This window comes from Paraglaciecola sp. QJM3NY_14 (assembly GCF_056173245.1).
Map to the genome: position 1 here is coordinate 4,472,595 of NZ_CM149664.1, position 25,135 is coordinate 4,497,729.

20 protein-coding genes are annotated in these 25,135 nt (G+C 43.7%); 11 read left to right on the top strand and 9 right to left on the bottom strand.

What is annotated here, in order from left to right:
- Positions 1–193: 193 nt before the first annotated feature.
- Positions 194–1,471: a serine hydrolase domain-containing protein gene (locus tag AC0VYA_RS19055; RefSeq protein ID WP_475489309.1), complete on the top strand. Its 1,278-nt coding sequence runs from the start codon at positions 194–196 to the stop codon at positions 1,469–1,471.
- A 220-nt stretch (positions 1,472–1,691) separates the two neighbouring features.
- Here the strand turns inward: AC0VYA_RS19055 and AC0VYA_RS19060 are convergent, their stop codons facing one another.
- The 4 genes from AC0VYA_RS19060 to AC0VYA_RS19075 form a co-directional block, all read right to left on the bottom strand.
- Positions 1,692–2,279, bottom strand: coding sequence for a TetR/AcrR family transcriptional regulator (locus AC0VYA_RS19060; RefSeq protein ID WP_475489310.1), 588 nt, complete (start codon positions 2,277–2,279; stop codon positions 1,692–1,694).
- Positions 2,279–3,136, bottom strand: a complete 858-nt coding sequence (locus AC0VYA_RS19065) for a phytanoyl-CoA dioxygenase family protein (RefSeq protein WP_475489311.1) — start codon at positions 3,134–3,136, stop codon at positions 2,279–2,281. Before AC0VYA_RS19065 ends, AC0VYA_RS19060 begins: the two co-directional genes overlap by 1 nt.
- A gap of 230 nt (positions 3,137–3,366) precedes the next feature.
- The gene (locus tag AC0VYA_RS19070; protein WP_475489312.1) at positions 3,367–5,079 is read right to left on the bottom strand and encodes a sensor domain-containing diguanylate cyclase; all 1,713 of its coding nucleotides are present in this window, start codon (positions 5,077–5,079) and stop codon (positions 3,367–3,369) included.
- An 848-nt stretch (positions 5,080–5,927) separates the two neighbouring features.
- Positions 5,928–6,911 (bottom strand): transposase, encoded by a 984-nt coding sequence (locus tag AC0VYA_RS19075; protein WP_475489313.1) that lies wholly within the window; start codon positions 6,909–6,911, stop codon positions 5,928–5,930.
- Positions 6,912–7,212: 301 nt separating this feature from the next.
- Between AC0VYA_RS19075 and AC0VYA_RS19080 the strand changes: the two genes are divergently transcribed.
- From AC0VYA_RS19080 to AC0VYA_RS19095, 4 genes are read left to right on the top strand one after another with little or no spacing between them, the layout of a single operon-like run.
- On the top strand, positions 7,213–7,950 hold the full coding sequence (locus AC0VYA_RS19080) for an ABC transporter ATP-binding protein (RefSeq protein ID WP_475489314.1): 738 nt from the start codon (positions 7,213–7,215) through the stop codon (positions 7,948–7,950).
- A complete protein-coding gene (locus AC0VYA_RS19085) occupies positions 7,947–9,410 on the top strand; it encodes an ABC transporter permease (protein WP_475489315.1) in 1,464 nt (487 codons plus the stop codon). Before AC0VYA_RS19080 ends, AC0VYA_RS19085 begins: the two co-directional genes overlap by 4 nt.
- Complete coding sequence (locus AC0VYA_RS19090) at positions 9,407–10,717, top strand: DUF3526 domain-containing protein (protein WP_475489316.1); 1,311 nt, start codon at positions 9,407–9,409, stop codon at positions 10,715–10,717. The genes AC0VYA_RS19085 and AC0VYA_RS19090 overlap by 4 nt, the downstream gene beginning before the upstream one ends.
- 27 nt (positions 10,718–10,744) lie before the next feature.
- The gene (locus AC0VYA_RS19095; RefSeq protein WP_475489317.1) at positions 10,745–12,868 is read left to right on the top strand and encodes a TonB-dependent siderophore receptor; all 2,124 of its coding nucleotides are present in this window, start codon (positions 10,745–10,747) and stop codon (positions 12,866–12,868) included.
- A gap of 150 nt (positions 12,869–13,018) precedes the next feature.
- Here AC0VYA_RS19095 and AC0VYA_RS19100 read toward each other — a convergent pair whose 3' ends face one another.
- Together AC0VYA_RS19100 and AC0VYA_RS19105 are read right to left on the bottom strand one after the other, a co-directional pair.
- Positions 13,019–14,281, bottom strand: a complete 1,263-nt coding sequence (locus AC0VYA_RS19100) for a M24 family metallopeptidase (protein WP_475489318.1) — start codon at positions 14,279–14,281, stop codon at positions 13,019–13,021.
- A 243-nt stretch (positions 14,282–14,524) separates the two neighbouring features.
- Positions 14,525–15,514 carry a GlxA family transcriptional regulator gene (locus AC0VYA_RS19105; protein WP_475489319.1) on the bottom strand — a complete coding sequence of 330 codons (990 nt, stop codon included), beginning with the start codon at positions 15,512–15,514 and terminating at the stop codon, positions 14,525–14,527.
- 143 nt (positions 15,515–15,657) lie between these two features.
- Here AC0VYA_RS19105 and AC0VYA_RS19110 point away from each other — a divergent pair, with 143 nt between their 5' ends.
- Positions 15,658–17,574 (top strand): beta-ketoacyl synthase, encoded by a 1,917-nt coding sequence (locus tag AC0VYA_RS19110; protein WP_475489320.1) that lies wholly within the window; start codon positions 15,658–15,660, stop codon positions 17,572–17,574.
- Between the two features lie 152 nt (positions 17,575–17,726).
- Here the strand turns inward: AC0VYA_RS19110 and AC0VYA_RS19115 are convergent, their stop codons facing one another.
- Entirely contained in the window at positions 17,727–18,611 is an 885-nt protein-coding gene (locus AC0VYA_RS19115; protein ID WP_475489321.1) for a LysR substrate-binding domain-containing protein, read from the bottom strand.
- A gap of 156 nt (positions 18,612–18,767) precedes the next feature.
- On the opposite strand from AC0VYA_RS19115, the gene AC0VYA_RS19120 reads away from it, so the two are divergent.
- The 4 genes from AC0VYA_RS19120 to AC0VYA_RS19135 all read left to right on the top strand — a co-directional run bounded on the left by AC0VYA_RS19120 (position 18,768) and on the right by AC0VYA_RS19135 (position 22,328).
- Positions 18,768–19,460: a pirin family protein gene (locus AC0VYA_RS19120; RefSeq protein ID WP_473476308.1), complete on the top strand. Its 693-nt coding sequence runs from the start codon at positions 18,768–18,770 to the stop codon at positions 19,458–19,460.
- An 83-nt stretch (positions 19,461–19,543) separates the two neighbouring features.
- On the top strand, positions 19,544–20,083 hold the full coding sequence (locus AC0VYA_RS19125) for an NAD(P)H-dependent oxidoreductase (protein ID WP_473476309.1): 540 nt from the start codon (positions 19,544–19,546) through the stop codon (positions 20,081–20,083).
- Positions 20,084–20,480: 397 nt separating this feature from the next.
- The gene (locus AC0VYA_RS19130; RefSeq protein WP_475489322.1) at positions 20,481–21,146 is read left to right on the top strand and encodes a platelet-activating factor acetylhydrolase IB subunit; all 666 of its coding nucleotides are present in this window, start codon (positions 20,481–20,483) and stop codon (positions 21,144–21,146) included.
- Positions 21,147–21,545: 399 nt separating this feature from the next.
- A complete protein-coding gene (locus AC0VYA_RS19135; RefSeq protein ID WP_475489323.1) occupies positions 21,546–22,328 on the top strand; it encodes a hypothetical protein in 783 nt (260 codons plus the stop codon).
- A 165-nt stretch (positions 22,329–22,493) separates the two neighbouring features.
- On the opposite strand, the gene AC0VYA_RS19140 is transcribed toward AC0VYA_RS19135, so the two are convergent.
- Both AC0VYA_RS19140 and AC0VYA_RS19145 read right to left on the bottom strand, forming a co-directional pair.
- Positions 22,494–22,712 (bottom strand): hypothetical protein, encoded by a 219-nt coding sequence (locus AC0VYA_RS19140; protein ID WP_006991742.1) that lies wholly within the window; start codon positions 22,710–22,712, stop codon positions 22,494–22,496.
- A 95-nt stretch (positions 22,713–22,807) separates the two neighbouring features.
- Complete coding sequence (locus AC0VYA_RS19145) at positions 22,808–24,055, bottom strand: acyl-CoA dehydrogenase family protein (protein ID WP_475489324.1); 1,248 nt, start codon at positions 24,053–24,055, stop codon at positions 22,808–22,810.
- 623 nt (positions 24,056–24,678) lie between these two features.
- Between AC0VYA_RS19145 and AC0VYA_RS19150 the strand changes: the two genes are divergently transcribed.
- Positions 24,679–24,888: a cold-shock protein gene (locus AC0VYA_RS19150; RefSeq protein ID WP_006991744.1), complete on the top strand. Its 210-nt coding sequence runs from the start codon at positions 24,679–24,681 to the stop codon at positions 24,886–24,888.
- Positions 24,889–25,135 lie beyond the last annotated feature (247 nt).

Genomic DNA, 25,135 nt, shown 5'->3' on the forward strand with positions numbered 1-25,135 from the left:
GTTTGCTGAACACGCAGAAATCAGCAAAAAATCAGGCTTTTGTCATGTATATCTTGTTCAGTTCGTTAGCGTGGTGGCTAACAGCGTTTATGTGCCAATGACACCGTACGCTTTTGTGTGTTTTGCGCGTTTTGCGCTCCCTTAGGTGTCGCCTTGCACGTTAACGCGGCAACGAAAACAACAAGGAGATAGTATGACCATGACAATAAAAGCAACCGCTTTACTCGCAATTGTATGCAGCTTTGGATTCGCAAATGTTTCAACGGTATGGGCTGGGGAAGAACGAACGTTCCCCCCAAAAGCGACTCCCGATGAAGCTCTGATTACCCATTGGAGAATGCCCGAAATAGAAAAACGGTTTATGGATATCCCTGAGTTAGATTCCCCTTACATAGATACATCGCCCGTTGATTTAGGTGACGGTATCGCCGTAGGCCAATTCAGCCATAAAGCTACCCATGCAATTACCGATGAAGGTAACAGATCTATCGAAGAAGCGGCAATAATAACACTCGCCAAAGAGCTGGCAGCAGGTGATCACGGTAAATACGACAGTCTATTAATTGCTAAAGGTGGCACTTTGGTGTTTGAGTCATACTACAAAAGGGGCAGAGTCGATTTGCCTCATCCGCAATCTTCGGCCACCAAGAGTTATACCTCATTAGCCCTAGGCCGAGCGATTCAAATGGGATATTTATCCATGGACGATTTAGATAAACCGGTAATTAGTTTTCTAAACGATATCGACAGCACCAAGCTTGTTAAAGGCGCAGAAACCATCACGCTACACCACGCATTGACTATGACCACAGGTATCGATATTTCTGAGGAGGGGTGGGATGCCATGGCGACGAACCTAAAGCGAGTTAAAGGACAAGGTGAAATACAAGCTATTTTAGAAGACAGTGCGCCTGTCACCGAACAAACACAGGTTTTTAAATACGGTACAGGCCCTCAATTTGTAATGCAAGTGATTGAGGCTGTAGTGCCTGGTTCAGCTGAAGCGTTTATCCGCACTGAGTTGTTTGGCAAGCTAGGTATTACAAACTACGATTGGCGCTTAGCGCCCAGTGGTTTGCCTGAGTCTGGATGGAAGGTAAGCGTGACCGCCCGAGATATGCTTAAAGTGGGGCTGCTCATTGACAACAACGGTAAATGGAAGGGGGAACAACTTCTCCCTGAAGCGTATTTGCAACGCGCCACCAGCAGGCAAATATTGACCGGAGATGACGATATTTACGGCGGCGGTGAGTTAGTATCAAATCAAGGTTATGGCTATTTTTTCTGGGGAACCGACTTGGCACTAAAGGGTAAAAAGCACCATGCTTTTTCAGCACAAGGAGGCGGCGGTATGTATATTCTGTTAGTGCCAGACTTTGATCTTGTGGTGGTGGTCACTGCCCACGAGCGAGAAGATGTTACGCAGCAATTAATAGCCGAGCGCATTTTGCCTTTACTTTCCAAGCCTTAATGTAAATTAAAACGTTAAAGAATCTAGTACTTCAAATAGCTTTACGAACGACGCTGAGTTGAACCCTCAGCGAAAGGTGCAAATGGCGCCTGGTCAAAATTAAGTGACCTGCGCCCTCGGCGTCTCTGCCCCTTGATGATATTAAGCTCATTAGCGGTCTTCAGTATACTGCCCTCATGATATTTAGCTGAGCTCTTGTCAGGGTTGCTCAGTTATAAATCTATCCCTTGAGACCAGCAGCTCGTTCGACAAATCCCCATACCGATTGTTGGGCTGTAACAACTGGCAAAGGGGGTTTGGTGGTGAGTGCAATTCTAACACCTGACATCACACCAGAAAGCAACATTGACGCTAACATTAATGGGTTGTACGTTTCATCGATTTCGCCTTTGCGCTGGGCATCGGCGATGTTTCTTGCGCCTAATTGCTCTAACCTGTCATTGCGCTGCCATTCTTCTTTGGTAAACGCAGGGTCGGTTCGTAGCCGCGTTGCTGCAATCATTGCAACGGGATCATCATAAAATAACGAGACCATGGCATGAATCCGTGCTTTTTCTCTCTCTTTCCAAGTGTCACCATCAAAGGGGACACCTGCAACTTTGTCGTCAAAATCGTGGTAAAATTCATTTACGATGGCGTTGATAAGCCCAGCTTTATTACCGAAATGATAGTATGTCAGTCCGTCAGAGACCCCTGCCCGTTTGGCTACATTCGCAACGTCTAAATCCCCATTGCCGATAACAATTTCAACCCTAGCCGCTTCTAATAAGCGCATTCTAGTGGACTTTTTCGCTGCTTTGCCTTCCATCACATATTCTCTAATAGTCTTTTAGGATGCATGCCATTGACCATTCCAATAAACGGAGGGTGAATGGAAAACCCTAACATTCTGCGTATGTCCTCTGACAATTCCGCGACTACGTTTAATGGCGTACCCAAAAAGTAGTTTTCCTGGGTACGCAACCATGGCTCACAGTACTGGCAAGTAACCGCAAGGCGGTTACCACTTGAATGGTTTGCACCACCACCATGCCAAAACGTTCCGGGATAAAAGAGTACAGACCCTGCTTTCATGACTGCTGATTTCGCTTGTTCTGCTGTGGGCTTTTGGTTGTCGTCCCATGTGTGGCTATTTGGCACGATCACAGTTGCCCCATTGGACTCTGTGAAATCATCAATTGCCCAAATGGTAGCGGCACCTAACGGTGCCCGAGGCCGAGAGATAGGGTAAAAGCCATCATCAAAGTGCAATGGCTGCCCAGATTCGCCCGGCAACAAATTTATGACCTGCAATTGGGACAAAAGATAATTTGGCATAAATAATTTGTCGAGTAAGGCAAGAATGCGCGGATGATCAACCAAGCGGTCCAGTGCTCTGGTTTTGTTCAGAACGCCGTACAATCTTTGTGTTTTGTATCCTTCAAATGAATTCCTGCCAGTTTCATTTAGCAAAGGCAAAATTGCATTTTTGATCGTCGTAATTTCGTCGCTCGACAACACGTTATCGATGACAATATAGCCGTTTTTTTCCACCTGTTTTAGATCAGCTCGTGTCACATGTTCCGGTATCAACTTGACCTTCTCACTCTGGGTCTGTCGATATTTACCAGCATTGTCCCCTGCAGCATATGCGTTATCGATATTCTTTGTTTTAAGCGTTGACATAAGTCCCCTTGAATCCATTCTACTGAGTTGAGTTCAACTCAAATTTAAACACAATCAGATTGGTGGTCAAATTTTAAACATGAAAGAGGAATGTAAATAGCTAAAGAAGAACTGATACGTTCACGTGAGGTAACAATTCAAACCTGCATAAAATGGGGATTTGAAGATGAGTGAAATGACAAATGAAACGTAATATTGGAGTTGTGCGCTCGGTTTAAGTTTGGGTATAACTAGGGGGTTGTATACTTAGTTTTTGCTTTGTGTTGATACATTCGTTTGTCTGCTAATGATATGCATTCTGAAGGCTGATCAGCTTCAAGGCTCGTCGCTATCCCAAAGCTAACCCCCGCATCATGCCATTGCTCGCCTAGCTCAATAGATAAATGTGACATTAGTGCTAATGCTTTATCAGCCGCATTTTGAATACCATGAGCCGAGGTAGCCTGTAGTACCACCACAAACTCATCCCCCCCAGAGCGAAACACGTCACCCAATGAATAAAACGACTGCTGTAATAGGCTCGCCGTTTTAATAATGAGTTTGTCACCTTCATCGTGCCCGTTTCTATCATTAATACTTTTCAAGCCATCTAAATCTATGTAAACAATGACGTAGTCGTCAGCGATATGCCCTATACACTCCGACAGGGAAAACCTATTTCCTAGCTGTGTCATCGAATCAATTCGTGACAAGTATTGGTTTCGGGCAAACTCCTTTTGTTTTAATTTGAACCATTCGGTTAAACACAGCAAAAGACATAGGCAGTCTAATGACAACGCAAATATTACGGCAGATTCAGGGTATGGCAGCTCCCCAAAATACAAGCTGTGAGCCGCGATGTAGTATCCTAACGACAGACTGTAAAGAAGATTTCCCGCCAAAAAGTACTTGGCTCTAAAATCATTCTTTTTAAGCATACCCACACCGACAACTATCGTGAGTACGATCCAAAACATGGCCAGTAAATGAGATAGCAAATACGCTAAGGTAAATGGCATAAACCACATAGTAATACCCAATACAAAGCTCACTACACTCAAACAACGCAAAAACGTAAACAGCTTTTTATGGTCAGTTTTACATTCGAATAAATCAGAAACAAACTGTGCGGCAGACGCAATAGCGAGAGGGAAAATGAGCATCCCCCAGTAGCTGGTATTAATGGGCAAACTTACAATGTCATTGAGCATGCCAGATGCGGCTGCCCAGCCAACCCCATGAAACCCTAAATAACCTGCGCAGGTTAACGCCACTCTTTTTCTCGTCCCCGAGTAAATCAGTACGGCCAACAAAGCCAAAATGAGCATGGCGGTGATACCTGCTATCGAAACGCCATTATTGAATTTTTGAAATTGATAAAACGCTCTGCTATCGAGAACAGAAATGGAAACAGGCGTAGGAAACTGTTTCGCTTTGATAAGCAACCACAGTGCTACTTGTTCATTTTCCGTAGTCGTTTGCACAGTCATGGCTTGAAAATGAAGCAAAGGAGGAGTGGCATCATCACGTAGTTGAGAGAAAACTTGAAAAGTAGGCTCGGGCTGATGACTCGAAGAATACGAGGCTAAGCCTACATCAATGAAGTTCGCATTCACTATGACAAAATACTGCCCTTTTTGGGAAATACTTAAGGTTACTTTAGTAAAATAAGCGCCCGACTTACCTCCCAGTGATGGCATAACTTGCGCAGTTTGAAGCGTACTTCTAGTGTCTTCTAACGTTTCTATTGCCTGAAGATGTGGTACATCAACAGCCTTATCTAACTCATGCCACAAATTCTTATCAATTAGGGTACTTTCCCCCTCAGTTAGCTGCAGAACCCCCTCACCGAATGCAGGGAACGCCACCAGCAACAATAGAAAATAAATAACGCGAGAATGAAAGTAAGAAAGCAAAACCAAACCTTGTTTACCGATTAAGGGACCAATACCACTTTTAGCCATCTAGGGCTGAACAGATACTTATACCAACTCCATTGAATAATTAGCCACTTAGCGAAAATTTAATGGAATTGGTACTACTAGCTCAGAACATAAAATATGCAACATGTTCATATAACATACAGTGGAACTAGCTAAAAATAGCGCTTTATTTGATTTTAAAGTAACTTTCGACCTGCTTCACTTAGCTATTCGGCTAAGTTCCGGTACTTTTACTGGTAAAAAAATGAGGCTAGAGGTTGAAACTGACGCTAGTAACAAAGAGCAAGGCGTGACCCAATTTGACCATTTTGCTTTGATTAAGCAGATTAACCGGGTCTTTCAAACATTGATGTAAGCGTCGCTAAAACCATAGCAACGACTACGTCGCCAAAGTACACTTTACCGTACCGGTTAAAACGTTGCCTTCCGCGTGTTTGCGTTTCTGCATTCGAGTATTGAATACGGAGATTTTCGGATAAAAATGTAATGGAAAGCTGGGGATGAATGAAATGAATGTAGGAATTTACGTCTACGATCAAGCCGAAGTGCTTGATTTTCTGGACCTCATGAGGTTTTTTCGACTGTCGCTCGCTTAAGCAAAAACAGCAATTCTCTGAATACCTTTTGATTAGAATTTACATGAACAATCATTTTAAAATTGTTTTGCAATGAGAGTTTCCAAGACACCCAATACATCCTTTCTATTCGCAACTCCACCTATCAATATGTGTTGATATGCCTTTTAGCCCTCGAGAAAGGACTTTTACTTGAATTTCGGGTGTTGATAAGGAAAGACTGCGACGAATGCGCAATTTTAGCGGAGGACTCGTATCACAACATGCGCCCAAGATGTATTGGCTAAAGCCTGTTTAAGCGCGCTTTAGCAGCTCTTTAGCTTTACCCATTCCACGTATTCGTTGATGATGGGTATGGCGCTTAAAGGCATTCATCATTTGCTCTGCACCTGCTGCGTAGCAGAAGTGTTTTTCAAACTCAGTGGTTAAGGCTAACCACTGAGCGGAATCTAAGCCTAGCCATTCTAAAATGGGGCTTTGAATATTGTCGATATAACCTGCTTTGTCACCACGTATACAGCGGCCTGTGGCATCGATAAGCTCACAGTAGTCTTTTAATGAAAAAGCGATACCTTTGAGCATGCTTTCTTTCGGGTTTCCCACAAAGGGCATCAATGTGCTTGGTTGACCTTGATGATGTTTAGCGGCGTGAATACGCTTTTTGACGCTGGTGTGTTTTGCGGTTTCAGGTGTTTTTGCTATTTTCGCTCTAATTGGGTTTAAATCTACATAGGCCATACAAGCCAGCACAGCACTTTCATCTAACAAGGCTTGTGATTTAAATCGCCCTTCCCAAAACCTGCCCGTGCAGTCATCTTCTGTATTGGCTTGACGGGCAATATATTCATTCAAGTCACGCATGAACCAGCTGATGTCGTACAAACGTTTTCTGTAGATTTCCACAGTGTCATCAAGGGTGATTAACTCCCCTTGGGTTAAGGAATCACCATTTACAAATTTTTGAGTGAGTAACGTGCCTTTATGAAGCGCGTGATAGCGCTTTAATACCGATACGGTATCCCAGTTATCAGCCAAGGTTTTATCCACACAAAGCACTACATGGGTATGATTACTCATGACTGCATAAGCACAAATATCGATAGCAAACACAGTGGACAAAAACAATAAACGCTCTTCTACCCAGCTACGACGATGCTCATAGCTCTGCCCAGTCAGCGTATTTGTACCGCATAAGAAAGACTGGCGTACACAGCGGGAGACACAGTGATAATAAGGCGTATCGATTAAACTGATTTGGCTTTTTCGTGACTGAGGCATAACAGTCGACTCGATTAAAATATGGAACACATATTAAGTGTAATTTAGGTTGGAAAATTAACCACTTTTATAATGGGTGTCTGTTTAACTGTTTAACTCTATTGTTGAGTCGTTGAGAAAAGCGCTATTTGGCATATCCGGCTTTAATTTTGATTGAACGGTTTTCGTTTATACCGCATAAGCTTCTTATCAATTCATTCAGAATGCCTAACCTGCTCGAATTTGTCAGTTGCAAATGCTTATCGTTATAATATAACATAGCCACCTTTATTATGTTATATTATAACGATACGGATTCTGTGTGATAGAAATAGATCAGGCTAAGGCTGTCATTGAAGCAAGTTCGCTTTGCATCAACATAAAAAATAACCCTATTTTGAAAAATTTAAACTTCCAGGTTAAAGCGGGTGAAATATACGCTTTGCTTGGTGGCAATGGGGCGGGTAAATCAACCACACTGAAGACGCTTTTAGGGTTTAACGCCCCAAGCAGTGGCTCGGTAAAAGTAGATGGTAAAGAGGTGGTGAAAGCCCTGAACCATGTACGCGAAAAAACCGCTTACTTACCAGAATCTGCGACCTTATACACTCACCTCACCGCAAGAGAAAACGTCAATTATTTCTTATCATTAGCAGATATTGAAAAAACAGATGCAGAGATTGAGCAAGCGTTTGATCGCGTTGCTTTACAAACGAACGCGCGGGATCGTCACATGCAAACCTACTCAAAAGGCATGCGACAAAAAACGGCCATCGCGCTAGCTTTACTGCGTGAAGCACCGATCTTTTTATTAGATGAGCCTACCTCCGGCCTCGACCCTGTGGCTATCGATGAATTTAACCAACTGGTCCGTGAGCTTGCCTCTGGCGGCGCTACCATATTAATGGTGACTCACGACGTTTACGGTGCTTGCCAAGTTGCAGATCGTATCGGCTTATTGCGCGATGGCGAACTTGTTGGGGAATTTTCGGCCCCGCAAGGCGGGCAGATCGAAACCGAACAAGTACACGCGGCATTTGCCCAACGAGGCGCAGCGTGAGCGGCCATTCATCTTCAATGGCACCTTTTGCAAAAATGATGATTGTCGCCAAAGACGAGTGGCGATATTGGTTGCGCTCTAAATTGGCCATATCCGTGTTGGCCATCGGCTTACTGCTCACATTATCTTCTGTGATCGTTACCGCCATTAATACCATGGAGTTGACCCATACGCGCCATGAATTACAAAACGATGCAGATCAAACTTTTGTTGACCAACCCGACAGACACCCTCACAGAATGGTGCATTATGGGCACTATGCTTTTAGAGCTCCATCGCCACTGAGTGTGTTAGACCCCGGGGTTGATGCCTACACTGGAAATTCTATCTTTCTGGAAGGACACCGACAAAACAGCGCCATGTTCGCTGACCAAAAACAAGGTACAGCATTAACTCAGCTGGGTAGCCTGACACCTGCATTTATCGTACAAACCTTAGCCCCACTACTCCTCATTCTTATTGGGTATAGTTCGGTCAGTCGTGAGCGCGAGTCACACACACTTACCTATCTGTTATCACAAGGCACATCAGGGTTTACCCTCATTGCTGGCAAGGGCTTGGCGTTAATGTCGGTCATTGGCCTTATTTTAGTGCCGCTAACCATTTCAGCGCTTTTTAGCCTGCATGAAGGGGAAAGCATCACCGCTATTTTAGGCTTCATTCTGGGTTATGCCCTTTATCTAACAGTATGGGCCTTGTTGGTTTTGCTATTTTCTAGCGCGCTTTCAAAAAACAGTGAAAGCTTCACCGCTTTAGCGCTCACTTGGATTTTACTGTGTGTGGTTATGCCGCGAGTTGCTAGCTCAACGGCAATCACAACAGTGCCTGCGGCAGGAAAACTAGAAACAGATTTTGCTGTTATCGCCGAGCTGCGAAAATTAGGTGATGGTCACAATGCCAACGACCCTGCATTTGCGCAAATAAAGGCCTCTTTGCTAGAAAAATACAATGTGGACTCAATTGAGCAACTGCCAGTTAATTATAGAGGTGTCATAGCCATGACATCAGAAGCAAAATTAACAGAGGTGTTAAACGAGTTTGCCGAGCAACGCATGCACACTGAGGTAAACCAAACCCAGGTATCTAGATATTTCGGTTGGTTATCACCTATGGTTGCCATTCGCTCACTATCAATGCTTACAGCCGGTACAAGCATAGAAACCCATCATAAGTTTTTACGTGAAGCTGAGGACCTCAGATTTAACTTTGTTCAAAGCTTAAATAAAGTGCATGCAGAGCGGCTAACGTACCAAGATGACATGAATCGCAACAAAGACCTTGATGCGTCAGACAAAGCTCGAGTTGCAGCAACAAACTGGCAAGTGTTAGACGATTTCTCGTTCGCTGTTGATAAGCCTAGCCTTCGATTACAACGCAGTGCACCTGCATTTTTACAACTGCTGGCCTGGGTAGCAGCGCTCATTATAGTCATTCGTTGGGTAGGGAAACGCTTAGTATGAGTTATATGTTTAAACAACTTAGCCGTGAATGGCGATTTATGCTGCGCCAGAAGTACTTACTGGTGCTACTGGGCTGCGCTATCTTGATCTCTGGGTTTTCAGTCCAAAGTGGCTTAAATGAAATTGAGCAACAGCAGCAAACCATTGAGCGCTTAACAGCAGCCGATGCGGCTGACCGCACAGACGCACAGCATAAGCATGATGAAATTGGGATGTTAGCCTATTACACCTTCCATCTTACATATTCAGCCCCTTCGAATTTGGCCTTTGCGGCCTTGGGGGAGCGCGATATTTACCCTTGGAAGCACCGTATTAAAATGCTCGCCATCGAAGGGCAAATATACGAAAGCGATACCCAAAACGCGGAGCTGACCCAAGCGGGCAAAATTGATTTTCTGTTTGTGATAAGTGCGCTTTCGCCGCTGATTATTATCCTGCTGTTCCATGACTTATTCGCGAATGAACGCAGTAGCGGTAGGCACGACCTACTCGTCACCACGGCAAAATCCCCGTGGGCGTTGTGGGGAGCGCGGGGCGCGATACGTTTCATAGCTATTTTCTTGTGCTTAATGCTGCCGTTCTATGTCGGCACTTGGGTCAGTGGCACGTCACTGGCTGCGATAGGGTTAGTTTCGTTCTACTGCTTTATCTACTTAGCATTTTGGGCTTTGTTAAGCGTTTACTGGGGCAGGAACGCAAGCAGCGCCCCAAAAGTGGCGTCTGGGTTAATAGGCATATGGGTATTGTTCGCTTTTATTACTCCAATTTTAGGTGACTTAAGCATTAATAAACTTGTTCACTCTCCTAAGGGTGGCGATATCGTGTTTACCCAGCGAGAAGCCGTTAATGATGCGTGGGATCTGCCTAAAAAAGTCACTATGGATGCGTTCACCGCTACCTACCCTGAATGGAAAGACCATGTCGCCATGCAAAGCATGTTTGAATGGAAATGGTATTACGCCTTTCAACAAGTCGGTGACCAGATCGCAGCTCCAATGTCGCAAGAGTATCGCGCTGCGGCAAAGAAAAAATATGAATTAGCAGGGTATGCATCTTTACTTTCGCCGCCTTTGTTATTGCAACGCCTGTTAACTCGCCTTGCTGAAACCGACGCCGTTGCCGCGTTTAAATACGAGCAACACGTACGGGACTTTCACCAAGAGCTTCGTTTGTTTCACTACCCTTTCCTATTTGCTCAAGGCGAGTTTGACAAAAGGGAACTCATTAACATGCCAAGTTTTGAAAAATTCATTACTAAACAACAAGACGCTCGCAATACAGATAGCGTTCAATCGACCAATAAATAACACTCATACTATAAAGAAGGTTTTACCATGAACCCTGTAACACACGGGCTAAAGCTCACTCATATCAGTGCTTGCTTAGCTAGCCTGTTTATTCATCATAGCGTTGCAGCAGATGAACAAGTTGCGTCACAAAACATCGACCAAGAAAATGCAATCGAAACCTTAAGTATTGTTGGGTCACGACAAGCGTATCAAGGCAACTTTAGTCCTTTAGAAACCCCGCAATCAGAACTGAAAATAAATTCTGAAGCATTAACAAATGCAGGGGCAATTGATTTAAACCAAGCATTAGATTTGTCGGCCTCTGTTGCCCGTCAAAATAATTTTGGTGGACTGTGGAACAGCTTTGCGTTGCGGGGATTTGTGGGTGATGAAAACCTACCCAGTAACTATTTGGTAAATGGCTTTAATGCAGGCAGAGGCTTTGGCGGCTCTCGCGATTTATCAGGTATCGAATCAGTTGAAGTGTTAAAAGGCCCACGTGCCGCACTATTTGGTCGCGGTGAGCCAGGGGGCACGGTTAACCTTGTTACTAAGCGCCCAACTTTTGATACTGCAGGAGAAATAAAGATATCGGCAGGAAGCTACGATACATACCGAGCTGATTTAGATTACACCACCCCGTTGAGCGACGATGTAGCGGTGCGTTTTGTCGGCTTCTATGAAGATGCTGGCAGCTTTCGTGACACGATAAAAAGCAAAAAAGAAGGCTTTAGCCCATCAATTGCGTGGGAAATTAGCGAGCAAAGCACGCTTGTTTACGAATTAGAATACGCTCATCAAGAAGTACCTTTCGACCGAGGTGTGTTAGCGATAGACAACAAGCTTGGGGTCATTCCACAAAGCCGCTTTCTCGGTGAGCCCGCCGACGGCCCGATTGAAACTGATACGCTGGGGCATCAGGTAGAGTTTCAACACGACTTCGACGATAACTGGAGTGTATTACTCGGCGCTAACTACCGTGATACCTCATTAGAGGGCTTCGCGACGGAAACAGGTTTTTCTGGCGTCGTTGACGATGAAGTAAATCGTTTTCGCCGTTACCGTGACTATGATGCCAAATACCAAGTCTTTCGCGCTGAGCTAACCGGTAATTTAGAAATAGCAGGTGTAGAGCACCGCTTAATCGTGGGTGTTGATTCAGACAAGTTTGAGAATGACCAATTTGCTCTACGTGACCGTACCACAGAGCAATACATCAACGTATTTGCCCCGGTTTATAGTGCTGCAAATGCGTTAGCAAATGACTTTTCTATTCAAATTGATCGCGTTGAAACACAAGAATCCCTTGGTGTGTTTATACAAGATCAAATCAGCATAACCGACAAGCTCGATGTGCGTATCGGCGCACGGTTTGACGACTATCAACAAACAATGAATAACCGCTTATCTGAAAGTCAGTCAAAACAAACAGAATCACGGGTTAGCCCTCAATTTGGGATAGTGTATGAAGCATCAGATACGCTTTCATTGTACGCCGCTTATGGCGAAAACTTCCGCCCATTATCTGGCACCGACAGCAATGGTGACGGCTTTGAGCCAAACCAGTCGACCTCTGCCGAGGCGGGTATTAAGTTCACGCTAAACGATGGTGCGTTGTTTGGAACGGTCTCCATATTCAAAGTCGAACAAGACAATCTGCTCGTGGTTGACGACCCGACTAGTTTTACTTACGCAGCGATTGGAGAAGCCGAAAGTCAAGGCATAGAAATAGACATCAACGGTGAAATAGCTGACGGGTTAACCCTTTGGGCCTCTTATGCTTATGTGGACGCGAAAACCAAAAACGCTTTCTTTGATGGCAATTTTGGTTACACCATTGAAGCTGGGACAGACTTACTCAATGTGCCTGAGCAGCAACTCAGTCTGCAACTGGTTCAACTGCTTGAACTAGATGGTAAAGACCTCGAAGTCGGTGGTGGCTTAGTGTACGTAGACAAAAGAAATGGTTACTTTGGTACCGATTTCACTCTACCTAGCTATACCACTGCCAGAGCGTTCATCGCTTATGACATAACAAAGTCGATTTCGTTACGGGCTGAAGTTGATAATTTATTTGATAAAGAGTATTACACCAACTCATTTGCAGACGCTTGGGTACAACCGGGTACTCCCCGTAGCTTTGGAGTATCTGCCTCATACCACTTCTAGTATTGTAATAGTCAATTGGTCATTCACCTCGGGTAAATCGAAGTAAGTTTACCCGTCGCGCTGCCAGTTCGAACTATTCTGAATGCCTAAAAAAAGCCCGCAGATCCAAAGGTCTGCGGGCTTTCTGTTGCTTAATAGAACTCACTGGAGTTATTGCGCCGCCGTTTCTCTCAGCCCAAACGGGTTATCTATGCTCTCGCTTGGCTCGGTAAACCAGCGTGGACCATCGTCTGTCATGTAAAAATGATCTTCTAAGCGAATGCCAAATTCATCGGGTATCACTAGCATTGGCTCATTGCTAAAACACATACCTCTGGCCAAAGGCGTTTTATTGCCGCCAACTAAGTAAGGCCACTCGTGAATATCTAAACCAATGCCATGGCCGGTGCGATGTGGGCAACCTGGTGTTTGGTACTCTGGGCCTAAACCTTGTGAGGCTAAATAGTGGCGCGCCGCGGCATCGACCTCTTCACATGGCGCACCTATTTGAGCTGCATTAAAGGCAGCAAGTTGTGCGGCTTTTTCATCGTTCCAGCACTGTCGCTGGCGACGCGTTGGTTCACCAAATACATACGTTCGGGTAATGTCGGATATATAGTCGTGCACTTTGCATCCGGTATCGATTAACACGACATCCCCTGCCTTGAGAATTTGCGGATCCTTAACACCATGTGGGAATGACGTTGCAACGCCAAACAACACGATACAAAAATAATTGCCCGGCGCACCGACCTTTTGGTGTGCTTTTTCAATGAAGGCTTCCACCTCTGTAGTGCTTATTCCTGGGCGCAACATACTTGCGGTTGCTTGATGCACAGCCAGTGTCATATTCATGGCCCCTTGCATCAACGCCAACTCATTATCAGACTTGTGCATTCTACAGTGGGCCGTCACCTCTTGGGCATTAATGAGGGTTAAGCCCGTTTGGGCTTTATTGATGCCGTCGAATATAAAAAACTGCGCGCTTTCATCTATGCCAACAGTTGCGGTAGTCGCTATGTTTAATTGCTCTAATACATCAACAAATAAGCGATAAGGGTTCTCGTGCTCTTGCCAACCATGAATAGGACCGTCTATGACTTTAAAACCATTTAGACTGCCAATTTCAAAGTGCGGCGCGATATATTGCACAGCGCCGTTTGCTGGCAGAATGGCCCCGACCATGCGCTCACTGGCATACCATTTCATGCCGGTAAAATACGTTAAATTTGTACCTGCATTCAGATAAATCGCGTCAATATTATGGGCTCGCATATGCGCTTGGGCTTTAGCGATGCGCTGTAAGTATTCCTCAGACTGAATAGGCACAAGGTGTTGAGTCATATCGCTTAATGTAGCTAATGCTTGCTCGGATGTTTGCGTGGCGATGCCCGCTGCGGTGCTGGCTTCAGTGCTGGTATCGAAAGTCGTCATTTTTTCTCCTATTGCTAGGCGCTGACAAAAAGCAAAGTCGAGCGACCTATTAAATACTTAATGAATGTGTCATGTAGGCGATGATAGCACTGACATTGTTTAAAATGAGCAGTGATAACTTACTTATTGTTTTGTCTGAAATTGAGAGATTAGCGAGTTCATCATGTTCGCTTATCATCCTGTTCTCAAAGGTATTTTTACGCCTTACTGACAAAAGCACACAGCGTTAACAATAAAGCTGTTTCAATCAGCAGTAAATAACTTAGCGCGAACGGTTGCTCGGTATTCCCTTGGTGAGGTGGCCAGTAACTTCACAAATAAAGAGGTAAAATAGCCCACATCTTGATAGCCAATTTTATCTGCTACTTCGCTTACGTTTAAATTACTTGTTTGTAGTAAGTCTTTGGCGATTTCAATCCGGATTTTTTGTAAATACTGCAGCGGTGTTTGACCAGTGGCATTTTTAAAACGGCGATTAAATGTGCGTACGCTCATTTCAAAGCGCCCTGCTACCTCGCTCAGGCTAATCTGTCGGTTGTAATTGTCTTGCAGCCAAATTTGCGCTTGTACTATTTCCTCATCAGGGTGCTGTTTTGTGCTGCCTTCAAAATAACTGGTTTTCTCGTACGGACGGCGAATTTCATGCGAAAAATTTCGCTCAACCACACTGGCTATTGCTTCGCCATAGAGTCGTTTTACAAAATGCACGGTAAGATCGGCCATTGCATTCACGCTAGCCGAACAATACAGATTGCTAGCTTGGGTAATAAAGTATTGACGCTTTAATTTGACCCTTGGGTAGTCTCGTTGAAACTGATCAAAATAATGCCAGTGAGTGGTAGCAGGTTTGTCATTCAGCAATCCTGCTTCAGCCAAGAAGCAACAGCCTGTGCCTACCGCAGAGAGCATCGCACCATTTTCATAAGCCTTGCGTAACCACGCTAAAATTTCGGGGTGTTTTTTTACAATTGGCCGGGGGTTTCGCCACAAAGCAGGTAAATAAATAATATCGCTGTCACCCACATCTGCCAGTTCGGTATCGGGTAACAATGAAAAACCAATACTGGTTTTAATCGGCAATTTGTCTATCGACGTTGTTTGAATGAGCACCGGTTCAACTTGGCTACCTTCCTTTGCCCGAGCAGCACTTTCGGCGGCACGCAACATTTCAAAAGGCAAAGTAGCGCTAGTGGCCAGCATATTATCGCAAAGTAAAAAGGTAATTTTATGCATAAGTCGGCTTATTCAATTTTGTGGATATTGGCAAAGATAGCGAACAAGTGGCCTAAACACCACGATTTATGGCTAATATGACCCTGCCAGAAGCTAAACCTAGGCAGTAAACTGCTGGCACTCAAACAATTGGTAGCTTAAATATGTCTTCATTACCGGTCATCGTTGGATTTGGTGGTTTTAATGCCGCTGGTCGCAGTTCGTTTCATCATGCTTATAAAAGAATGGTGATAGAAAGCTTGCCTGTGAGTGAACAAGAAGAAACCCTGCTTGGTTTGGCCACAATGATGAAGTTGGTGCGTTTTGAAAACGGGCGTTTTTTTGATAACGCACGTGAGAATAATCAACAAACCTTAACACCAGAAGAAGTCGTTGAACGTTTTTCAGAGCAAATTTTAAATTCGACGCTGATTCGTACCATCGAAAAAAGCCATTTCGATGTTAATGCCGTGCATTGGCAAAAAAACGTCACTATGCACTCAGCAGACAAAGCCGGTATCTGTTTTGAACTAACGCGTAAACAATTACCTGAGCCAATACCATCAAATTGGCAGTTAACTGATATTGATAAAGACCGAGTGAAGGTTAACATAATCGGCGAAGTCGATTTCAAAGTAGACACTTATCGTGAATGCCCAGTAAAAGTAGCAGGGCAATTACCCAGCGGATTTAACCCCGAAGATCACTACAATGCCCGCTTTCATCCTCGCGCCTTACAAATGGCGATCATGGGTGCATCAGATGCCATTCGATCATTAGGCATGGAATGGAAAACAATCGCCGATGCGGTCAAACCAGACGAAATAGGTGTATACGCCAGTAATGCTATGTCACAACTGGATGAAAATGGTTTCGGTGGCATGTTGCAATCTCGCTTGAAAGGCGGCCGGGTCAGTACTAAGCAGTGCCCATTAGGTTTAAACACTATGCCTGCTGACTTTGTGAATGCTTATGTATTAGGGAATGTAGGTCATACGAGTGCAATTGTTGGGGCCTGTGCCAGTTTCCTTTATAACCTCAGTGCGGCCATTGAAGATATAAAAAGTGGTAAGCGCCGGGTGGCCGTCGTTGGCAATGCCGAAGCCCCTATATTGCCAGAGGTCATTGATGGTTATGCCACCATGGGCGCACTTGCCAGCGAAGACAATTTAAAACGTTTAGATCAATCTGATACCGTTGACCATCGCCGCGCTAGTCGCCCTTTTGGCGAAAATTGTGGTTTCACCATAGCAGAATCAACCCAATACGTGGTGTTGATGGACGATGCATTGGCGTTAGAACTAGGGGCGGATATTCATGGCGCAGTAAGCGATGTATTTATTAACGCTGACGGTTATAAAAAATCCATATCAGCACCCGGTCCAGGTAACTACATCACCATGGCTAAGGCTGTCGCTGCGGCCCGTGCGATTGTGGGTGATGAGTCTGTTCGTGAGCGCTCGTTTATTCAAGCTCACGGTTCAAGTACGCCAGCTAATCGCACCACAGAATCACGTATTTTTCATGATGTCGCTAAGATTTTTGATATTCAAAACTGGCCAGTGACTGCGGCAAAAGCCTATTTAGGCCATCCGTTGTCACCCGCAAGTGCCGAACAGTTAGTGGTGAGTCTTGGGGTGTTTAAACATGGATTTATCCCGGGTATTAAAACCATTGATAAAGTGGCAGATGACGTGTTTGATGAGCGCTTAAATATCTCAATAACAGATATCGATAAAGGTGCAGGAAATATCGACGTCGCCTTTTTAAACTCCAAAGGATTTGGCGGTAACAATGCCACTGCGACGTTATTATCGCCTCACGTTGTTGATAGCATGCTCGCTAAGCGATACAGCAGTGAAGATATCGCCGCTTATGAGTCTCGCCGTGAACAAGTACGTGAAAAAGCCATGGCTTATGACCTATCTGCCAACCAAGGCAACTTTGACACTATTTATCATTTTGGTCAGGATCTTATCAAAGAGGATGACATTCAAATGACCAGCCAAGAAATTCGGATTGCTGGATTTGCTAACCCTATCGATTTAAGAATGAAAAACCCTTTTGAAGATATGATTTAGACAAAATAGAAAGTCATAGCAAGCACAGAAAAAATCCGGCTAATTTAGCCGGATTTTTTATGAAAGTAACTTAGTTAAGAGAGACAACTACCGGAACGCTGAATCGATGAGCAAGAGACACTCATGATAAAAATGATGCAGCCTGTTTCGTGTTATTGATTACGCTCACGAAATTTATCGATAAACCACCTGATAGCTCTACCTTTGTTATTGATTCTCCAACCAATGAATAGCGGCGTTAACGCTGCATCTTTAGAAATGGGTAGGGCTACTAACTCACCCGTTCTAAGTTGATTCATAATGCGATGTGTTGGCAAAAAACCAATACCTAGCCCTTTAACTTGAGCCGCTATTTTTTGCTCCATCGAGGCAACGCGCAGAACGCTTTGTTTCTCAAATATTCTATGCGTCATAGCAGGAGATTTTTTCGAAGAGTCCCGAATAATAATTGAATGAAATGGTTTTGTATCTTCTTCTGATAAAGGGAGATCGTATTCTCGCAAAGGATGATTCTTCCCTACGACAAATTGCCAATTCGCTACGTCGATTTGTTCAAATTTAATCCCTTGCGTATTTATTTCTGGGTGCGGGGCACCGATAACTAAGTCTGCTCTACGTTCAACAATGGCTTCCCAACTTCCGGCTAACACTTCTTCAGTAATGTTGACTTCGACGCCCGTTTTAAGCTCATAAAACTCTTCAACCACTTTATATAACGCATCAATATCATAAATGGTATCCAGTGCTATATTGATATGCGATTCCCAGCCGCTGTCCACTTGCTTCGCTGTTTCTACGATACTTTGCGCGGCTTTAAGCAATTCTCGACCTTGTTCAAGTAACACTTTACCAGCAGGCGTTAAAATAGATCTTCGGCCTTCTCGGCGATAAATGATGAGCCCTAAATCTTCTTCTAATTTTTGTACCGTATAAGTAATGGTGGATGGTACGCGATACAAAGCAGCTGCCGCAGCGGCAAAGCTACCTTTTCTGTCTATCGCATCTAAAACTTCACAAGCTTCCAAAGATAATTTCACTCGTACCTCATTAGCATTAATATTCAGTTTATTCGAACATATTTGTCAGTATTACTTGGTTTTTAATCGAAAATAAAAGAAATATGATAGCTGCACAGTTCGAAAAAACAAAACAATTAATAAATTTACCCGTTCACAACGAGAGAGGACATCAGAATGCAAATATTACGTAAAGATTCACTACACAGAGGTGGATTCGCGGGATTAAGAGAAACCCGTTTAATTGTTGATAACAAAATTGGCGGTAAAAACGATACATGGAATGGACTTGGTAATTTTATTTATTTGGCTGATGCGCGCTTTTTACCTCAAGGCGAAACGCGCATGCATCCCCATAGAGAACTTGATGTTATTACGGTCATGTTGGAAGGCAGAATAGAGCATCAGGGCTCAATGGAAAACGGCAAGTCTATGCAGGCCAATCAAGTACAGGCACAGCGTGCTGGTGGAGAAGGTTTTGTTCACAATGAAATTAATCCAGACCTTGATGAAAACAGAATGCTGCAAATTTGGGCTTTACCCGAAACAGCAGGTGAACCGGCAAGTTACAAATTTTATGATCTTAAAAAAGATGAAATGGTACGTGTTTATGGTGGCAATAAATCGCAAAACGTCACACTTGATAGCCCCACGATTATTGAAGTTGGTTTGCTCAGTAAAAATAAGAATGTGACTCAAGAGGGCGAGTTCATCGCTTATATCACTGGTGGTGAAGGGATCCTAAATGGTGTTGAAGTAAAAGATGGTTATTTAGTCCGTGATGAAGACTTAGATTTTACCGCGCTGAGTGATGACGTTCATTTATCACTTATTTATTTGAATACAGCTAATGAACAGCGCTCAATCTAGCGAAGAATACACCCGCTGTAAAAATGGTCGAAGGTTCGCCTTCAATTTTGTTAACAAACCCACAAAACATTGGAATTTTAATTATGAAAAAAATACTGACCGTGTCAGCAAGTAATAGTAAACACTCTATCAATAGGACGTTATTGGAGGTGGCTTCAAGCAAAATTGAAGGGTATGAAGTTGCCATGTTAGATATTCGAGACTATCCAATGCCTTTTTTCAGTCTAGATAGAGAGGAAAGCGAAGGTCATCCCGAAACAGCCAAGCAAGTACGCGCGCTGTTCGCTGAATATGATGCATTTATCATTTCTTCTCCGGAGCATAATGGGTCAATACCTGCAGAGTTTAAAAATTTAATCGATTGGGTTTCACGTTTAGGCGATTTACAAAATCCAATGTTTGCTACGAATAAGCCTGTATTTCTGCTTAGCACTTCACCAGGGCCAAGAGGAGGTTCAAGTAACATCCAAACTTTAACGCAGTTAATGCCATTTTGGGGCGCTGATGTCAGAAGTTCATTTAGCTTAGGCAGTTTTTATGATCACTGGGTAGACGGAAAACTAAGTACTGAAAAAGACAAAGAGCTTGCACTCTCTATAAAAGCTTTTATCAGCGCACTTTAACTATTAAGGCTGCATGCAGTTAATCTGGACATTTGCAGCCAGTTACTTTTACCCCTTGAGAGAAGTGCGTTATGGAAATCGCAGCGCTGTCTAGTTACACGATCGCCATATTCATTGCAAAGAACCACAGTGATACAGCACCAAGCAAACATTCAAAAACAGGGTATTTAGCAGCCGCATGGCGAGCATTACATACAGTTTGACTCGCTCCAATTTACCCTTGTTGGCCGAAACTGGGAGATTACAGCAATTGAAATAAAATTATTCAGCCCCCAAGATAACTATAGTGAACTTACAGTCCCTTGATTCTCATTGGAAGTTAGCTGTTAACTTGGTTTATCATCGATGAATATCCCTATCTCCCTTTGTCACTTCTACCCATCATGGAAAACCAAAAATGACTGATTCGGAAAAGGCGCTATCAATTACGCCAGTCGCACGCACTGAACCGTGGTGGCAGGAGCGTCACTTACAAAAAATGGATGAGAAAAAAGCCTTAAATGACGATGTGGATTTGTTGTTCTTAGGTGATTCCATTACCCACTCTTGGGAGGACACTGGCGCGGCCACTTGGAAAAAACATTACGCCCATTTAAAGCCTTTAAATTTAGGTTATTCGGGCGACTGTACTGAGCATTTGCTATGGCGCTTACAAAACGGTGAAATCGACAACCTAGCGCCTAAACTCACTGTGATATTAATTGGCACCAATAACGCCGGGCATAGAGTGGAATCAGCCCAAGACACCGCCGCTGGAGTCAAGGCTATTCTAAATGAAGTACAAAGCCGATTACCTAATAGCAAAATACTTTTATTAGCCACCTTCCCTCGCAGCAAAAGTAAAAATGCGCCCATGCGAAAAAGAGTGAATGCTATCAATGATGTAGTGCAACACCTCACCGACAATAAAAACACATTCTGGTTAGACATAGGCCATGTCTTTTTAACAGAAGATGGAACAGTGCTAGACACCGTCATGCCGGATTTTTTACATTTAACCAGCGTACAGTACCAAGTTTGGGCAGACGCCATGCAAAATACTATTGCTAGGTTAATGCGCTAGTTAAAGCACGTTTGGCAAACAGCATTACCTTAGCGGTTCGTAATAGGGTCAGCGCAGAATATGAGCCTAGTTATGTTGATTATGTGTGGAGCATCAGTGGGGCTCAATGGCTTATGTCTTGGCTAGGTCACTCCTTTTCTTGTAATTTAGCAGCTGATATTAAAAGCCACGAAATCCTTTTTTCGTTTTGGATTTTTCGCTGCTATTGATACAGCGCGGTAGTCCGTATACACCTTTAATTAAACCCATGTTGCGAAGCTAGTTCGGACGAAACACGTGGTAATTTTTTACTCAATACTTTGCGAAATTGAGATTACTTATTAATCTTAATTGTACACAGATGCGATATTAATGGATGTCAATATTGCTTATTTGGCCACGCGTACAAGGAAGAATCATATGAAAAACCCAACTGTTATCACCTTTTTACTTTCGAATATCTTGCTTTTGTTATTGCTATCAGGCTGCTCTTCACAACCGATATTGTTAGCTGATTTTGACAATGACGCTACAGGCAACCTCCCCGACCTAGCGCTTACTGGCGATCCTACTGGTGATGAAATCACGTGGTCTGGTAATACCGCTAATAGCTCAGAATCGCTGGCTCCGTTAAAAGTCATTGCAGACGCTAATGGCGAAGCTGGCGACAACATCTTGCGCCTGTTTCACGCAACGAGTGTACAAGCGATTGGCCCTCACTTAGGCTTTCATGCACGACCAACTACGGAGCCAAACGGTATTTATAACGTTTTTTGGGACGGTGTCATTGAGTACCCAGGTAATCGGTCATCTCAAGCACTTTTCATTGCCGTTTATAAGACCGCTCAATGGCATGCCTATTCTCTCGTCGGTTTGCGTATTTATCGCACACCTGATGGACCTGGCGAGGGTTGGACAAGCGTGAATGTATTAGACCCAAATGGACCAGAAAGACGGATAGGGTATATCCGCGAGAACTTGCCTCACTCTGGAGTGGTTGTGATAAATCTTGACACTCAAACATACAGTCTCTTCTTTGGCGGCCTTTCTGCGACTGGCGACCTGCCCTCCGATACCACTATTGAACGCTTAAGCCTGTATTTGAGTTACTCCCCAACCGATCCCCAAGATGACTCATCTGGCCTAGGGACTTACTACATTGATGATGTAAAAATGCTGCAAGGTGAAACTGATGAAGACTAAAAAAACGGATCACGTAAACCTGAGTTCACACATGAGAAATGACGTTTGTGAACGGAAATACTTTCATTTGTGATAAGCAAAGGCGGCGATGCCTCTTCGCAGCGTTTCGCCAACGACTTATTAAATACCGGGTAAATGCCTATAGCTTGTGGCTTCCGATAATTTCTATCTCGCCCTTAAAAAGTCTTTATCCAGCGCGCCTGATATATTACGTAGCTCGTAATCAATTATCTCGGCTGTGCGCTTTGCTCCAGCGGTGTTGGTTATCTGAGCTATAGCACTAATGATCAACGCTTCTAATGCGTCGCTGTCGTTAATGTTTTCCTCGCTCGCTGCTGCTAATGCATCGGCTATACATTGTTTGGCAATACTGTATTTACTCATTTTGGCTCTCCTTAAAAAAAGCCCTCGAATGAAAAAGATAAGGGCCAGAATCACTGACCCTTGTTGATGTTGCGCTCTTAAAAAAATGGTTTTAGTTAACCCTTATTACGCTCATATTCACGTACTTCATTTCGCCCCACCACCATATGATGTACCTCATCTGGGCCGTCAGCGTAACGCAAGGTGCGCTGGCCTGCGTACATGGCAGAAAGCGGTGACCACTGCGAAATACCAGTAGCCCCGTGCATTTGCATGGATTGGTCGATAATTTCACATACACGCTCAGGTACCATCGCTTTGATCATGTGGATCCAAATACGGGCTTCTTGGTTACCCAATACATCCATGGCTTTAGCGGCTTTAAGTACCATCATACGCATGGCTTCAATGTCGATTCGCATCTTCGAGATGACTTCAACATTTTTGCCCAATTGATATATCTTTTTACCGAAGGCTTCTCTTGATGTTGAGCGCTCTAAGGCAAGTTGCAATGCTTCTTCAGCTTGGCCAATTGAACGCATACAATGGTGAATACGACCTGGACCTAAACGTACTTGAGAAATTTCAAAACCACGGCCCTCACCTAGCAACATATTGGTTTTAGGCACCCGTACGTTTTCAAGCTTGATGTGCATGTGCCCATGAGGAGCATGGTCATGCCCAAAGACATGCATTGGGCCAACAATTGTTACACCTGGGGTGTCTAGTGGCACAAGAATTTGTGATTGTTGTTTGTGTGCAGGGGCATCAGGGCTGCTTTTCACCATGCAGATCATGACTTTACAACGCGGGTCACCGGCACCAGAGATATAGTACTTCTCACCGTTGATGACCCAGTCATCGCCATCTTCAACCGCCAATGTTGAAATGTTTTTCGCATCAGAAGAGGCAACATTAGGCTCTGTCATACCAAAGCAAGAGCGTATTTCACCTCGTAGCAATGGCTTTAACCATTTTTCTTTCTGCTCAGGTGTACCGACACGCTCTAACACTTCCATATTGCCCGTGTCAGGCGCTGAACAGTTTAACGTTTCAGAGGCGAGTGGAGCTTTACCCAGTTCAACCGCAATATAGGCATAATCCAAATTCGTTAGGCCTTGCCCTGTTTCCGCATCAGGCAGAAAGAAATTCCAAAGACCAGCCTCTTTGGCTTTATTTTTGGCCCCTTCTAATAACTCCATTTGACGATCAGAGTAACTCCAACGATCAGCAAGCTTCTCACCAATTGAGTAAAACTCTTCTTGGATCGGGATAACATTCTCTTCAATGTGTTTCTTTACAGCGAGGTAAAGTGGACGCACATCTTCTGACATACGCAAATCGTTTAAATCTTCAGTCGACATATTTACTTCCTTAAATTTGAGTGAAATCTGCCGTGTTTTATTAACCATTCACGACATGAGTATTGCAGGGTAGAAACCCAAAAAAATCAGTCAAAATATAATATGTAAACAAAGTGTAAATGGCCACCTAAATCGCTTCAAGAATATGAAATTATTGATATTTTTAAAATTTAAGGTGTTTAAAAGCGACTTTATAAAAGTGAATTATAGAGGTGTATCACTCTTAGTTTTTGAAACGCACTTTTGAGCGAGTGACGTGCAAAATATAAACAAATAAAAATTTGAACGTTGCCGCCATTTTTTCAAAAAAATAACGGTACCACAACTTTTATTCTGCACTTCTAATGCAATCAAGTTTTGCAAGCGCCCGATGAGAGCGTCTGGTTTAAGCCTTAATGACTTCAATATTTGCTTGACTTATACTAAGAATCAGGAGTATCTTGGCGCCGAGCTTGAGAAGAAGCTTATTTTTTGAATCCCACGATGTTAGTTATTTGTAGTACTCTAGTTATTAGTTTATTTGTAATTCTTCGCGTTATCCTCAGTAAAATATTCGTTTTCCTCACATGCTTTATCGCCGCAATTTTTTGGCGCACTTATTAATTATTTCTAGGATATCTATTATGTCTACTAAAACTACTGGTTCTGTAAAATGGTTCAACGAAGATAAAGGTTTTGGCTTTATCGAGCAAGAATCTGGTCCTGACGTTTTCGCTCATTTCAGCGCAATCGTTAGCGAAGGCTTTAAAACATTGGCTGAAGGCCAACGTGTAGAGTTTACCGTGACTCAAGGCCAAAAAGGCCCTCAAGCTGAAAACATCGTTTGTATCTAAACCTTGTTAAGCTGCGCAGTCAAATGCTGCGCTATCGTTTCACTCATACTCAGTGATGAGTGAAACAAATATTATGTTTATCTCAAACAACTATTGAATACCCCGTCAAACGAGTTTAAAACAAACCTCGTTTTTCTATTCCGGCTCATACTCCGAGTCATCCCGCCTTATGCTTTAACCCGTATTCCTTTTCCTACATTAAGAATTTTATATCCCTAATTTGAAAATACCCAGTACAAAGCAACCG